At 60.1% G+C, this 12,776-nt stretch carries 13 protein-coding genes; 7 read left to right on the forward strand and 6 right to left on the reverse strand.

What is annotated here, in order from left to right; all coding sequences use genetic code 11:
• Window positions 1–49: 49 nt before the first annotated feature.
• Window positions 50–397: a YacC family pilotin-like protein gene (locus tag ACJ8IM_RS15445; protein ID WP_004937515.1), complete on the reverse strand. Its 348-nt coding sequence runs from the start codon at window positions 395–397 to the stop codon at window positions 50–52.
• A gap of 217 nt (window positions 398–614) precedes the next feature.
• On the opposite strand from ACJ8IM_RS15445, the gene cueO reads away from it, so the two are divergent.
• Window positions 615–2,282 carry a multicopper oxidase CueO gene (cueO, locus tag ACJ8IM_RS15450; RefSeq protein WP_033654675.1) on the forward strand — a complete coding sequence of 556 codons (1,668 nt, stop codon included), beginning with the start codon at window positions 615–617 and terminating at the stop codon, window positions 2,280–2,282.
• Between the two features lie 98 nt (window positions 2,283–2,380).
• The gene (hpt, locus tag ACJ8IM_RS15455) at window positions 2,381–2,917 is read left to right on the forward strand and encodes a hypoxanthine phosphoribosyltransferase (protein ID WP_048234659.1); all 537 of its coding nucleotides are present in this window, start codon (window positions 2,381–2,383) and stop codon (window positions 2,915–2,917) included.
• 37 nt (window positions 2,918–2,954) lie between these two features.
• On the opposite strand, the gene can is transcribed toward hpt, so the two are convergent.
• The gene (gene can, locus ACJ8IM_RS15460) at window positions 2,955–3,611 is read right to left on the reverse strand and encodes a carbonate dehydratase (RefSeq protein WP_033635923.1); all 657 of its coding nucleotides are present in this window, start codon (window positions 3,609–3,611) and stop codon (window positions 2,955–2,957) included.
• A 210-nt stretch (window positions 3,612–3,821) separates the two neighbouring features.
• Between can and ACJ8IM_RS15465 the strand changes: the two genes are divergently transcribed.
• The 3 genes from ACJ8IM_RS15465 to ACJ8IM_RS15475 all read left to right on the forward strand — a co-directional run bounded on the left by ACJ8IM_RS15465 (window position 3,822) and on the right by ACJ8IM_RS15475 (window position 6,970).
• Window positions 3,822–4,745 carry an ABC transporter ATP-binding protein gene (locus ACJ8IM_RS15465; protein WP_033635922.1) on the forward strand — a complete coding sequence of 308 codons (924 nt, stop codon included), beginning with the start codon at window positions 3,822–3,824 and terminating at the stop codon, window positions 4,743–4,745.
• Window positions 4,742–5,512: an ABC transporter permease gene (locus tag ACJ8IM_RS15470; RefSeq protein WP_033635921.1), complete on the forward strand. Its 771-nt coding sequence runs from the start codon at window positions 4,742–4,744 to the stop codon at window positions 5,510–5,512. Before ACJ8IM_RS15465 ends, ACJ8IM_RS15470 begins: the two co-directional genes overlap by 4 nt.
• A gap of 177 nt (window positions 5,513–5,689) precedes the next feature.
• Window positions 5,690–6,970 carry a polysaccharide deacetylase family protein gene (locus tag ACJ8IM_RS15475; protein WP_033654676.1) on the forward strand — a complete coding sequence of 427 codons (1,281 nt, stop codon included), beginning with the start codon at window positions 5,690–5,692 and terminating at the stop codon, window positions 6,968–6,970.
• A 34-nt stretch (window positions 6,971–7,004) separates the two neighbouring features.
• Here the strand turns inward: ACJ8IM_RS15475 and panD are convergent, their stop codons facing one another.
• The 3 genes from panD to panB form a co-directional block, all read right to left on the reverse strand.
• On the reverse strand, window positions 7,005–7,385 hold the full coding sequence (panD, locus tag ACJ8IM_RS15480) for an aspartate 1-decarboxylase (RefSeq protein WP_004937544.1): 381 nt from the start codon (window positions 7,383–7,385) through the stop codon (window positions 7,005–7,007).
• Between the two features lie 145 nt (window positions 7,386–7,530).
• The gene (gene panC / locus ACJ8IM_RS15485; RefSeq protein WP_033654677.1) at window positions 7,531–8,385 is read right to left on the reverse strand and encodes a pantoate--beta-alanine ligase; all 855 of its coding nucleotides are present in this window, start codon (window positions 8,383–8,385) and stop codon (window positions 7,531–7,533) included.
• Between the two features lie 23 nt (window positions 8,386–8,408).
• The gene (gene panB / locus ACJ8IM_RS15490) at window positions 8,409–9,203 is read right to left on the reverse strand and encodes a 3-methyl-2-oxobutanoate hydroxymethyltransferase (protein ID WP_004937548.1); all 795 of its coding nucleotides are present in this window, start codon (window positions 9,201–9,203) and stop codon (window positions 8,409–8,411) included.
• A gap of 166 nt (window positions 9,204–9,369) precedes the next feature.
• On the opposite strand from panB, the gene qseB reads away from it, so the two are divergent.
• Both qseB and qseC read left to right on the forward strand, forming a co-directional pair.
• Window positions 9,370–10,032, forward strand: coding sequence for a quorum sensing response regulator transcription factor QseB (gene qseB / locus ACJ8IM_RS15495; RefSeq protein ID WP_004937550.1), 663 nt, complete (start codon window positions 9,370–9,372; stop codon window positions 10,030–10,032).
• Window positions 10,029–11,387 (forward strand): quorum sensing histidine kinase QseC, encoded by a 1,359-nt coding sequence (gene qseC, locus ACJ8IM_RS15500; protein WP_033654678.1) that lies wholly within the window; start codon window positions 10,029–10,031, stop codon window positions 11,385–11,387. Before qseB ends, qseC begins: the two co-directional genes overlap by 4 nt.
• An 11-nt stretch (window positions 11,388–11,398) precedes the next feature.
• Here the strand turns inward: qseC and ACJ8IM_RS15505 are convergent, their stop codons facing one another.
• Entirely contained in the window at window positions 11,399–12,613 is a 1,215-nt protein-coding gene (locus tag ACJ8IM_RS15505) for an anaerobic sulfatase maturase (RefSeq protein ID WP_033654679.1), read from the reverse strand.
• Window positions 12,614–12,776 lie beyond the last annotated feature (163 nt).

Here is a 12,776-nt window from a genome sequence, read left to right on the forward strand (position 1 = left end):
TGAATTTCAGACAGAGAGAGCGTTAGGCGGGCGGGAAAAGGGGAAGGAATTAGTTGGCGTAGGCCAGCAGGCTCAAAGAGTCGCGCGCCAGCGATTTGCACTTCTTGGGCGTTGGAATGGCGATGCCGCTGAGATCGCGATAGCTGTCTTCGCCCAGCGCCTTCATATTGAAGCTGTTGTAGTTGCTCAAATCCCAGCGGTTTTGTTGCGCGAAATAGACGATGGCGCGTTTGATTTGCGCGTTTGGCAAATCGTTGTAGCCGCAATCATTTTTCAAATAAATAAATACCGCCGTCAGATCGGCCAGATCTTCCGCCTCGGATTCATTCAGCGCCAGACTGGCGTTGGAGAAGCCCAGCATCGCCAGCAACAGCATCGATAACGTTGTTTTTTTCATCATGAAATAGGCCTGTTTGTCGTTTGCTGACGTTACCACACTTGCCTGTAAAGGCACCAAATTTTATTGCTGCCGGGCCGGCGTTGCGTTTGCCAGCCATATTCTGTTGATTGTGAGGCATAGCTTAAAATACCGCCAGGAAAGGCTTGACCTTCCGCCAGGGGGAAGGTTTAGGCTGGCGGCATTGAGTTATGTCACTGAGAAAAGGGAGTCAGCGATGTTACGCCGTGATTTTATTAAATTAACCGCCGCACTGGGCGCTGCGAGCACATTGCCGTTATGGAGCCGGGCCGCCTGGGCGGCCGATCGGCCGGCCCTGCCGGTGCCGCCGTTGTTGACGCCGGACGCGCAGGGAAAAATTGCGCTGGCGCTGCAGGCGGGGGAAACCCGCTGGTTGCCCGGCGCCGCCACCAAAACCTGGGGATTCAACGGCGCGCTGCTCGGGCCGGCGGTGCAGCTGCAGCGTGGCCAGCCGGTGACGGTCGATATCAAAAACGGCCTGGCGGAGGCCAGCACCGTCCACTGGCACGGCCTGGAAATTCCCGGCGACGTCGATGGCGGCCCGCAGGCATTGATCCACCCCGGCGCGACGCGCACGGTGAATTTCACTGTCGATCAACCGGCGGCCACCTGCTGGTTCCACCCGCATACCCACGGTAAAACCGGCAGCCAGGTGATGATGGGGCTGGCGGGGCTGGTGCTGCTGGAAGATGAGGAGAGCGCCAAACTGCCGCTGCCGAAAACCTGGGGGCAGGATGATATTCCGGTGATCCTGCAAGATAAGCGGTTGGGCAAAGACGCACAAATCGAATACCGCCTGGACGTGATGAGCGCGGCGGTGGGCTGGTTTGGCGATCGCATGTTCACCAACGGCGCGCAGTATCCGCAACATTTGGCGCCGCGCGGCTGGCTGCGTCTGCGCTTCCTCAACGGCTGCAACGCCCGCTCGCTGAATCTGGCGGCCAGTGACAACCGTCCGCTGTATGTCATCGCCAGCGACGGCGGTTTCCTGGCGGAGCCGGTGAAACTGACCGAGCTGCCGATGCTGATGGGCGAACGTTTTGAAGTGCTGGTGGATGCCTCCGACGGGAAAGCGTTCGACATCGTGACGCTGCCGGTGAAGCAGATGGGTATGACGCTGGCGCCGTTCGATCAACCGCTGCCGGTGTTGCGCATTCAGCCGTCGCTGGCGCAGGGCATCAAAACCATGCCGGACAGCCTGGTGAAGCTGCCGACATTACCCGCTACCACCGGTATCCAGGAGCGTTGGCTGCAGCTGATGATGGATCCGCAGCTGGATATGCTCGGCATGCAGGCGCTGATGGATCGTTATGGTCACCAGGCGATGGCCGGCATGAGCATGAATCATGGCGCGATGGGCGGTGGAGACATGAAAGGCATGGACCACGGCAACATGAAAGGCATGGAAAAGGGCGGCATGCAGGGCATGGACCACGGCAACATGAAGGGCATGAATCATGGCAGTATGGCCGGGATGGATCACGGCGGCGCGCAGGGTAAAGCCAAACCGTTCGACTTCAGCCACGGCAACATGATCAACGGCAAGGCCTTCGACATGACCAAGCCGATGTTCGCCGCCAAACGGGGCCAGTATGAGAAGTGGACCATTTCCGGCGAGGGCGACATGATGTTGCACCCGTTCCATATTCACGGCACCCAGTTCCGTATCCTGTCGGAAAATGGCAAACCGCCGGCGGCGCATCGCAGCGGCTGGAAGGACACGGTGCGCGTCGAAGGGTGGCGCAGCGAAGTGCTGGTGCGCTTCGACCATCCGGCCAGCAGCGAACATGCGTACATGGCCCACTGCCACCTGCTGGAGCACGAAGATACCGGCATGATGATGGGCTTCACCGTCGGCGAATGATCGCGGCCCGTCGCTCAGGTGGCGGCGCGCTCGCGTCGCCACCGGCGAAAGGCTATGCTAAACTCTGCGCCTTTCTTCCGGCAACTGACCTGAATACTATGAAACACACTGTAGACGTAATGATTTCCGAGCAGGAAGTTAAGACCCGTATCGCCGAACTTGGCCGCCAGATCACCGAACATTACCGCGACAGCGGCAGCGACATGGTGCTGGTCGGGCTGCTGCGCGGCTCCTTCATGTTCATGGCCGATCTCTGCCGCGCCATCGACGTGCCGCACGAAGTCGACTTTATGACCGCCTCCAGCTACGGCAGCGGCATGTCCACTACTCGCGACGTGAAGATCCTCAAGGATCTGGACGAAGACATTCGCGGCAAAGACGTGCTGATCGTGGAAGACATCATCGATTCCGGCAACACGCTGAACAAAGTGCGCGAGATTTTGGCGCTGCGCGGGCCGAAATCGCTGGCGATTTGCACCTTGCTGGACAAGCCTGAGCGCCGTGAAGTGCAGGTGCCGGTCGAATATGTCGGCTTCTCGATCCCGGATGAGTTCGTGGTGGGGTATGGCATCGACTACGCTCAGCGCTACCGTCACCTGCCGTACGTCGGCAAAGTGGTGCTGCTGGACGAGTAATTAATGTGGGGCGCGGCCAGCCGCGCCCGCGGCGGGGTTATATGCCTTTATCCTGCTTCAGTTTGGCTATCGCTTTGCGGTAGCCCATCTCCAGGCTCTCGCGGCTGGTCGCCAGCACTTCCATATCGCGCAGGCGGCCGTCCTGAATGCCGTACACCCAACCGTGGATCATCACCTTCTGGCCGCGCTTCCACGCGGACTGCATGATGGTGGAGTGGCCCAGGTTGTATACCTGCTCAATGACGTTGATCTCGCACAGCATGTCGAAACGCTGCTCCGGCGGCAGCTCGCCCAGCAGCGAGCTGTGCTTGTACCACAGATCGCGAATGTGCAGCAGCCAGTTGTCGATCAACCCCAGCTCCGGGTTTTCCACCGCCGCCTGCACGCCGCCGCAGCCCAGGTGGCCGCAAATGATGATGTGTTCGACTTCCAGCACATCTACCGCATACTGCACCACCGACAGGCAGTTAAGATCGGTGTGGATAACGAGGTTCGCCACGTTGCGATGGACGAACAGTTCACCCGGCTCGAGGCCGGTCAGGCGTTCTGCGGGAACGCGGCTGTCAGAGCAACCAATCCATAAGAAGCGGGGCTTTTGCGCCTGGGCTAAACGTTCAAAAAATTCCGGGTCTTCCTGGCTGATGTTGGCCGACCAGGCCTGGTTGTTGGCGATAAGCTCTTCGATTTCTTTCATGGAGGTGATTGACCCGTAACGGACAGATTGCGTTGGGGTAATATAGGGTAAGCGTCACACTTTGGAAATCGGAACAGTGGTGCAGCCTCATTTTCCGCACGGATTCGACTCAGTGAAAACGTCGCCGATGCTAGGATTATCGTTAGTGTTTCAAGCCTCGCAAACAGGGGCGCGGCGGCATACTCATCGTCATAAGGTACTATTTTACATATGAATTATGCACTGGAATTAGCGCAGCTGACCAAGACTTACGCCGGTGGCGTCAAGGCGCTGCGCGGTATCGACCTGAGCGTCGAAGCGGGGGATTTTTATGCCCTGCTGGGGCCAAACGGCGCCGGAAAATCCACCACCATCGGCATCATCAGCTCGCTGGTGAACAAAACGGCCGGCAGCGTGCGGGTGTTCGGTTACGACATCGATAAAGACATCGTCAACGCCAAGCGCCAGCTCGGCCTGGTGCCGCAGGAGTTCAACTTCAACCCGTTCGAGACCGTGTTGCAGATCGTGGTGAACCAGGCGGGTTACTACGGCGTCACGCGGCGTGAAGCGATGGCGCGCGCCGAAAAATACCTCAATCAGCTGGATCTGTGGGGCAAGCGCAACGAGCGCGCCCGCATGCTGTCCGGCGGCATGAAGCGCCGCCTGATGATCGCCCGCGCGTTGATGCATCAGCCGAAGCTGCTGATCCTCGATGAGCCGACCGCCGGGGTGGACATCGAGCTGCGTCGCTCGATGTGGGGCTTCCTGAAAGAGCTGAACGCCCAGGGCACCACCATCATCCTCACCACCCACTATCTGGAAGAGGCGGAGATGCTGTGCCGCAATATCGGCATCATCCAGAACGGGGAGCTGGTGGAAAACACCTCGATGAAGGGGCTGCTGGCCAAGCTGAAGTCGGAAACCTTCATCCTCGATTTGGCGGCGAAGAGCCCGTTGCCGAAGCTGGACGGTTACCACAGCCGCCTGACGGATACCTCGACGCTGGAAGTGGAAGTGATGCGCGAGCAGGGGCTGAACGGCCTGTTCACCCAACTGAGCGCGCAGGGCGTGCAGGTGCTGAGCATGCGCAACAAGGCGAACCGCCTGGAAGAACTGTTTGTCACCCTGGTTAACGGCAATGGAGAAAAAGCATGACGCGTTTGTATTGGGTGGCCTTGCAGAGCATCTGGGCCAAAGAGGTGAACCGGTTCGCGCGCATCTGGATCCAGACCCTGGTGCCGCCGGTGATCACCATGACGCTGTACTTCATCATCTTCGGCAATCTGATCGGCTCGCGCATCGGCGATATGCACGGCTTCAGCTACATGCAGTTCATCGTGCCCGGCCTTATCATGATGGCGGTGATCACCAACTCCTATGCCAACGTCGCCTCGTCGTTCTTCAGCGCCAAATTCCAGCGCAACATTGAGGAGCTGCTGGTGGCGCCGGTGCCGACCCACGTGGTGATCGCCGGCTATGTCGGTGGCGGCGTGGCGCGCGGCATCTGCGTCGGCGTGCTGGTGACCATCATCTCGCTGTTCTTTGTGCCGCTGCAGGTACACGCCTGGTGGGTGATTGCGCTGACGCTGCTGCTGACGGCGATCCTGTTCTCGCTGGCGGGGCTGATCAATGCGGTGTTCGCCACCACCTTCGACGATATCAGCCTGATCCCGACCTTCGTGCTGACGCCGCTGACCTACCTGGGCGGGGTGTTCTACTCGCTGTCGCTGCTGCCGCCATTCTGGCAGGCGGTGTCCAAGCTGAACCCCATCGTCTATATGATCAGCGGTTTCCGCTACGGTTTCCTCGGCATCAACGACGTGCCGCTGGCGTTCACCATGGCGGTGCTGCTGGCGTTTATCGCGGTGTTTTACCTGCTTTCCTGGTACCTGATCGAGCGCGGCCGCGGCCTGCGCAGCTGATGGTATCGCGCCCCCGCTTTTCCGGCGGGGGCGCTTTTCTTGATTTGGCGCAGACGGCGCGTAAATCAATAGAATTGCTCAAATAACCGCTAGTTCCCCGTTGTTCAAATCGTGCTATGCTGGCGCTCCACATTTCCTTCACTTTAGTCATTACGCACTCGTAAGTAGAACATCATCATGCGGCCTCAATACACGTTAGCGGCTGGTTTCCTCGGCATTCTGATGTCGTTGGTTTCCCCTGTGAGCCTGGCGAATCTGCTGTCGGAAGACGGCGCGGTTAAATCTGAATACATGGAAGCGCAGCGCGATAGCGAAGTCTATGCGTTGGTGGGCGAGCATGTGATCCCGGTAGGAGAAGTGAAGCGCGGGCAGCTGATCCAGGTGTTCCCGGCGGATGCGGAATACTACGAATTCAAATTCGGGCACGGCATCGGCTTTATCGATAAAGATGACGTGCGCGAACTGAAGAAGTCGCGCAAGGTACAAGACGATCTGGGCGAGCTGAATAAACCGCTGACCAACCAGAATCTGATCACCCAAAAAACGATCGACGTTTATACCGCGGCGGACAAGGACAGCGAGGTCTTGGGCACGCTGGAAGGCAACCTGCGCTATCCGATCATCGGTAAGCTGAAGGATCGCCTGAACAACACCTGGTACGAGGTCAACATCGGCGAGCGGCTGGGGTTTGTCAATGAGCTGGACTGCGAGATCGATAGCGGCATACCGGTGCTGACCTATCATCATCTGCTAAAAAACGAAGAGAACAAGCGCTTCCGCCACACCTCGACCACCACCTCAGACGTGGCGTTCAGCAACCAGATGACCTACCTGAAGCAGGCGGGCTACGACACCATTTCGCTGTATCAGCTGGAAGCCTACCTGAAGAACCAGATCAACCTGCCGGGCAAGGCGATCGTGCTGACCTTCGACGACGGGCTGAAATCGGTTTATCGCTACGCTTACCCGGTGCTGAAGGATTACGGTTTCCGCGCCACGGCGTTCATCATCTCTTCGCGCATCAAACGCCACCCGCAGAAATGGAACCCGGACTCGCTGCAGTTTATGAGCGTCTCGGAGCTGAAGCAGATTCAGGACGTGTTCGACGTGCAGTCGCACACTCACTTCCTGCACCGCACCGACGGCAATCGCCAGCCGATTTTGCTGAGCCGTTCGCTGCACAATATCGAGTTCGATTTTGAGCGCTCGCGCCGCGCGCTGTCGCAGTTCAACCCGCACGTGCTGTATCTGTCCTACCCGTTCGGCGGCTATAACCAGCGGGCGATCCAGGCGGCGCAGGACGCCGGTTTCCATCTGGCGGTGACCACGGTGCAGGGCAAGGTGAAGCCGGGGGATAACCCCTATACGCTGAAGCGGCTGTATATTCTGCGCACCGACTCGATCCAGACCATGGCGGATCGGATAGCCAACAAGCCGGGCACGGTGGTGGTGCAGTAAGGAAGAACGGGCGCGTAAGGCGCCCGTTTTAGTATCAGGCGACCTGAACCGGCACGGCTTTCGCCTTGCGCTGCAGGTTGTTGTCACCTTCGAAATAGGCGACTTTCGGGTGGTGTTGGCGGGCGTCGGCGTCGGTCATTTGCACATAGGAGCAGATGATCAGTTTGTCGCCCACGCAGGCGCAGCGCGCGGCGGCGCCGTTAACCGAAATGATGCGCGAACCGCGCTCGGCGGCGATGGCGTAGGTGGAGAAGCGCTGGCCGTTATCCACGTTGTAAATATCGATCGCTTCATATTCCAGAATGCCGGCGGCCTCCAGGAAATCCTGGTCGATGGCGCAGGACCCTTCATAGTGCAAGTCAGCCTGAGTGACTTTGACGCGATGCAGCTTGCCTTGCAGCATAGTACGTATCATAGCTTTACCTAACTGAATATCGGCCTTCACAGGCGCTGGGGTTGAACATCTCTCCTGCATCCCTGCAATCTCTATCGTCACCGATTGCTCCGCCATTGTCTACCAATGGTCAGCGGCCAAGGGTGACGACAGTATAAAAAACGGCTTACAGCGTCAGGTCGACCTGCTGGTTGTCGATAAGACGCGCCTTGCCCAGCCAGGCGGCCATCAGCACCACCGCCCGTTGGCTGTCCACCGTCAGCGGCTGCAGGCTGTCGGCGTCGCGAATAAACAGTTCATCCGGCGTAAAGCCGGCGGCGCGCAGCTGCTCGGCGGTCTGTTCCAGCAGCGTTTCGATATGGCGCTCGCCATTGGCCAACTGCTGCGCCAGCCCATTCATGATTTTGCTCAGCTGCGGGGCTACCTTGCGCTCTTCGGCGGTCAGGTAGCCGTTGCGCGAGCTGAGGGCCAGGCCGTCTTTGGCGCGCACGGTCGGCACGCCGACGATGTCGATGTCGTAACCCATGTCCGCCACCATTTTGCGGATCAGCGCCAGCTGTTGGTAATCTTTCTCGCCGAAGCAGGCCAAGTCAGGCTGCACCAGGTTGAACAGCTTGCTGACGATGGTGGAAACGCCGCGGAAGTGGCCCGGCCGGCTTGCGCCTTCCAGGATGGTGGCGATGCCCGGCACCTCGACGTAGGTCTGCTGCTCCAGCCCCTGCGGATAGACCGCGGCCGGGGCTGGCGCGAACACCAGATCGACGCCGCGGCGGGTCAGCTTCTCGCTGTCTTCCTGCAGCGTGCGCGGGTAGCGCGCCAGATCGTCCGGCCGATCGAACTGCATCGGGTTGACGAAGATGCTCACCACCACCACGTCGGCGCGGGCGCGCGCTTCATCGACCAGCGTCATATGGCCGTCGTGCAGGTTGCCCATGGTCGGCACCAGCGCGATGCGTTTGCCTTCCTGGCGCCAGCGGCGGATCTGCTGACGCAGCATCGGCAGGGTTTCGATAATAATCATTGGGTGACTCCTGGAACCATCGCTTAGTTAAAAGAGTGTTCAGCCGCCGGGTAGAGGCCTTGTTCCACTTCCTGAATGTAGTGCTGCACCGCCGTGCGGATATCGCCGCTCTGCGCCAGGAAGTTCTTGGCGAACTTCGGCGTGTGGCCGCCGGTGATGCCGAAGGCGTCGTGCATCACCAGGATCTGGCCGTCGGTGCCGTTGCCGGCGCCGATGCCGATGACCGGAATGGACAGCGCTTCGGTGATCTGGCGCGCCAGCTCGGTCGGCACACATTCCAGCACCAGCAGCTGAATGCCGGCCAGCTCCAAATTCTGCGCATCCTGCAGCAGCTGTTTGGCGGCCAGTTCGTCGCGCCCTTGCACCTTATAGCCGCCGAACACGTTGACCGACTGCGGCGTCAGGCCCAGATGGCCGCACACCGGCACCGCGCGCTCGGCAAGCATTTTCACCGTGTCGCACAGCCAGCTGCCGCCTTCCAGTTTCACCATGTTGGCGCCGGCGCGCATCAGCTCGGCGGCGTTGGCGAAGGTCTGTTCCGGGGTGGCGTAACTCATGAACGGCAGATCGGCCAGCAGCAGGCAGGCCGGCGCGCCGCGGCGCACGGCGCGCGTGTGGTAGGCTACGTCGGCGACGGTGACCGGCAGCGTGGAGTCGTGGCCCTGCAGCGTCATGCCCAGCGAATCGCCCACCAACAGGACTTTGATGCCTTGCTCTTCAAACAGTTTGGCAAAGCTGGCATCGTAGGCGGTAAGGGTAGCAAACTTGCGTTGCTCCTGTTTCCACTGGCGCAAGTGGGTCACGGTGGTGGGTTTCATCACAACGTCTCCTGAAACGGGCCGTGCGGCTTGCGCAGGCCCAGGCTGCAAAAAAGTGCAGCCATTCTACTGTAACCCGATCGGGGTGGGTAGCGCGGATCGCCATGCTTAAGCGGTTCTTAAGAACCTTGTGGTGCAATGGCGCAATGACTGAAAAGGGATACTCATGCGAATTCTGCTGATCGAAGATGACAAACTGATCGGGGACGGCATCAAGGCCGGGCTGACCAAACTCGGCTTTAATCTGGACTGGTTCACCGACGGCGCCGTTGGCAAAAATGCGCTGGACAGCGCGCCGTACGACGCGGTGATCCTCGATCTCAGCCTGCCGGGCCTCGATGGCCTGGATCTGCTGCGCCAGTGGCGCCAGGCCGGGCAGGACGTGCCGGTGCTGATCCTCACCGCCCGCGATGCGCTGGAGCAGCGGGTCAGCGGGCTGCAAAGCGGCGCCGACGATTATCTGTGCAAGCCGTTCGCGCTGGCCGAAGTGGCGGCGCGCCTGCAGGCGCTGATCCGCCGTCGCCACGGCCAACTGATGCCGCAGCTGACGCACGGCAACGTGGTGTTTGACAGCGCCACCCGCAGCGTGAGCTGCAACGGCGAGCCGGTGACGCTGACGCCGCGCGAGTTGGCGGTGCTGGAGCTGTTTCTGCACAACAAGGGGCGGGTGCTGGCGCGGCCGTTGATTCAGGAGAAGCTGTACAACTGGGACGACGAGGTGAGCAGCAACGCGGTGGAGGTGCATATTCACCACCTGCGGCGCAAGCTGGGCAACGGCTTCATCCGCACCATTCACGGCGTGGGTTACACGCTAGGGGATGCGCCGTGAAGCGTCTCAGCCTGCGGCTGCGTTTGATCCTGATCTTCAGCCTGTTGGCGCTGATGACCTGGTGCACCGCCAGCGTGGTGGCCTGGCTGATGTCGCGCAACACCATCAATGAAGTGTTCGACACCCAGCAGATGCTGTTCGCCAAACGGCTGGCGACCGCCAACCTCGGCGATCTGCTGGCCGATGAAAGCGCGCGCAGCCTGCCGAAAACCAAGAAGCTGGTGCATCACGGCAAGCGTGGCGATCAGGACGACGACGCGCTGGCGTTCGCCATCTTCGATCGCCAAGGCAAGATGCTGCTCAACGACGGCGAGAATGGCGCCGATTTCCTGTTTGACGGGGAGCGTGAAGGTTTTACCGACGGCGAGCGCAAAGGCGATGACGACAGCTGGCGCCTGCTGTGGCTGACCAGCCCGGATGGGCGCTATCGCATCGTGGTCGGCCAGGAGTGGGATTACCGGCGCGATATGGCGCTGGGCATGGTGACCGGCCAGCTGGTGCCCTGGCTGGCGACGCTGCCGGTGCTGATGCTGCTGATCGCGCTGATGGTCGGGCGCGAGCTGCGGCCGCTGCGCGCGGTGGCGGCCGGTTTGCGCCGGCGCGCGCCCGATGACGCGACGCCGTTGGACGCGCGCCAGGTGCCGACCGAGGTGCGTCCGCTGGTGGATGCGCTCAATGCGCTGTTCGCTCGCATCAACGCGTTGCTGGTGCGGGAGCGGCGTTTCACCTCCGATGCCGCGCACGAGTTACGCAGCCCGCTGGCGGCGCTGCGGGTGCAGACCGAAGTGGTTCAACTGGCGGGGGACGATGCGCCGATGCGCGAGCACGCGCTGGACAATCTTACGGTCGGCATCGATCGCGCCACCCGGCTGGTGGATCAGCTGCTGACGCTGTCGCGGCTGGATTCGCTGTCGGATCTGGCCGAACTGGCGCCGATCGACTGGAACGAACTGGTGACGATGACCCTGGCAGAGCAGGATCGGCAGGCCCATGCGGCGGGCGTGACGCTGCGCTATGAACATCAGGGAACGCCGCCGCCGCGTCAGGGGGAAACCTTGCTGCTGTCGCTGCTATTGCGCAACTTGCTGGACAACGCGGTGCGCTATACCCCGCAGGGCGGCGTCGTCACCGTGACGCTGAACGAACGCTCGCTGACGGTGGAGGACGACGGTCCGGGGGTCACCACGGAGCATCTGGCGCGGCTGGGAGAACGCTTCTATCGCCCGCCGGGGCAGGAGCAAACCGGCAGCGGGCTGGGCCTCTCGATCGTGCAGCGTATCGCCGGATTGCATGGTTTACAGATCGGCTTTGCCAATCGCCCGGCGGGCGGGTTCGTTGCGCGGCTGACGCTGTAAAAACGGCGGCGTTAACGTTGTGCAGCGATGCTGGCCGCAACGTGCATCACGTTGGCCGGAGGCTGCCGCCGGGCGATTTGCTGCGCCATAAAGCGCATATAAGGATCCAGGTGGCTGAAAATGGCTTTGTAACCCGCACACAGATGATTGTGCCAATGATTGTCGACCCGGCTGATACGGTGCTTCGGGCAGCCGCCATGACAGGCGAAACGCCAGGGGCACTGCTCGCAAGCGGGCGGCAGAGCGGCTTTCATCATGCCGAATTTACGTTGCTGTTTGCCATTCACCAATTTATCCAAACGGTCGGTTTTGAGATTCCCTAAACGATGTTCCGGATAGACGTAATGATCGCAGCTGTAGATATCCCCGTTTTGCTCCACCACCAGACCGAAACCGCAGGTAGGCTGCATGATGCACAGGCTTGGTTTCTCCCCCAGCCATGCGGCCAGCGCGTTGTCGAACAGCTGCACGTAAACCCGTCCCACATCGTGCCGTACCCAGTAATCAAAAATCGTGTTGATAAAATGGCCGTATTCTTCACCGGAGACTGACCATTCGGTGACCTCGTTGCCGGACAGCGTTTGTGGATAGAGCAACTCACCGTACTTTCGGCTGACAGAGCGTTGCTCGACGACCGGTATGAACTGGACGAACTCCGCCGCCAATTCTTGCGTGATAAAGCGGTAGACCTCCAGCGGCGCCTTGGCCGTTTGGGGGGTGACCACGCACAAAATATTGACCTCGACCTGGTAGCGCCGCAGCCATTGCAGCGCATTGATGACTTTGTCGAACGCCGACTTGCCGCTCTGCGTCTTACGATGGCGATCGTGCAGGTGAGCGGGGCCGTCGACCGATAAGCCAACCAGGAAACGGTGCTCGGCAAGAAATTGTGCCCAGGCCTCGTCAATGAGCACGCCATTCGTCTGGACGCTGTTGCGGATCACTTTTTCACCCGCGTAGTGGCGTTGCCAGAACAACGCGCGTTCGAAAAACGCCAGGCCCGACAAGGTGGGTTCTCCACCTTGCCAGGTGAACTCGATTTCCTGCGCGGGATTGGCTTCTATGTACTGCTGTACGTAGAGCCGCAGCACTTCGTCGTCCATATGTCGCTGAGCCTGTTGTGGTTTCAGCGTGCCTTGATCTTTTTCCAGATAAAAACAGTAATCACAGGCCAGATTGCATTGATAACTGGTGGGTTTCGCCATCAGGTGAAAAGGTCGCTTCATCACGCCTCCCGGCTTCGGTCGTACAGAGAACGCATGTCGTGAGCGTGACGCCGCTCACTGTTCGCTCATCATCGATTGACTTTACGTCAGAATGATAGAAATAATAGTTTCATAAAAATAAAATTCAATGAAATTTTAAATTCAAGCCAACACCAGGACCTTA

Origin of the sequence: Serratia sp. CY33525, assembly GCF_052169115.1 — a bacterium.
GTDB lineage: Bacteria > Pseudomonadota > Gammaproteobacteria > Enterobacterales > Enterobacteriaceae > Serratia > Serratia sarumanii.

What these genes read in the sequence shown, in the direction of transcription:
- panB (WP_004937548.1), bottom strand. Translation starts at nt 9,203, where the DNA reads ATGAAACCCACCACCGTGACCCACTTGCGCCAGTGGAAACAGGAGCAA.
- ACJ8IM_RS15470 (WP_033635921.1), top strand. Translation starts at nt 4,742, where the DNA reads ATGACGCGTTTGTATTGGGTGGCCTTGCAGAGCATCTGGGCCAAAGAG.
- cueO (WP_033654675.1), top strand. Translation starts at nt 615, where the DNA reads ATGTTACGCCGTGATTTTATTAAATTAACCGCCGCACTGGGCGCTGCG.
- panC (WP_033654677.1), bottom strand. Translation starts at nt 8,385, where the DNA reads ATGATTATTATCGAAACCCTGCCGATGCTGCGTCAGCAGATCCGCCGC.
- ACJ8IM_RS15465 (WP_033635922.1), top strand. Translation starts at nt 3,822, where the DNA reads ATGAATTATGCACTGGAATTAGCGCAGCTGACCAAGACTTACGCCGGT.
- panD (WP_004937544.1), bottom strand. Translation starts at nt 7,385, where the DNA reads ATGATACGTACTATGCTGCAAGGCAAGCTGCATCGCGTCAAAGTCACT.
- ACJ8IM_RS15445 (WP_004937515.1), bottom strand. Translation starts at nt 397, where the DNA reads ATGAAAAAAACAACGTTATCGATGCTGTTGCTGGCGATGCTGGGCTTC.
- can (WP_033635923.1), bottom strand. Translation starts at nt 3,611, where the DNA reads ATGAAAGAAATCGAAGAGCTTATCGCCAACAACCAGGCCTGGTCGGCC.
- ACJ8IM_RS15475 (WP_033654676.1), top strand. Translation starts at nt 5,690, where the DNA reads ATGCGGCCTCAATACACGTTAGCGGCTGGTTTCCTCGGCATTCTGATG.
- qseB (WP_004937550.1), top strand. Translation starts at nt 9,370, where the DNA reads ATGCGAATTCTGCTGATCGAAGATGACAAACTGATCGGGGACGGCATC.
- ACJ8IM_RS15505 (WP_033654679.1), bottom strand. Translation starts at nt 12,613, where the DNA reads ATGAAGCGACCTTTTCACCTGATGGCGAAACCCACCAGTTATCAATGC.
- hpt (WP_048234659.1), top strand. Translation starts at nt 2,381, where the DNA reads ATGAAACACACTGTAGACGTAATGATTTCCGAGCAGGAAGTTAAGACC.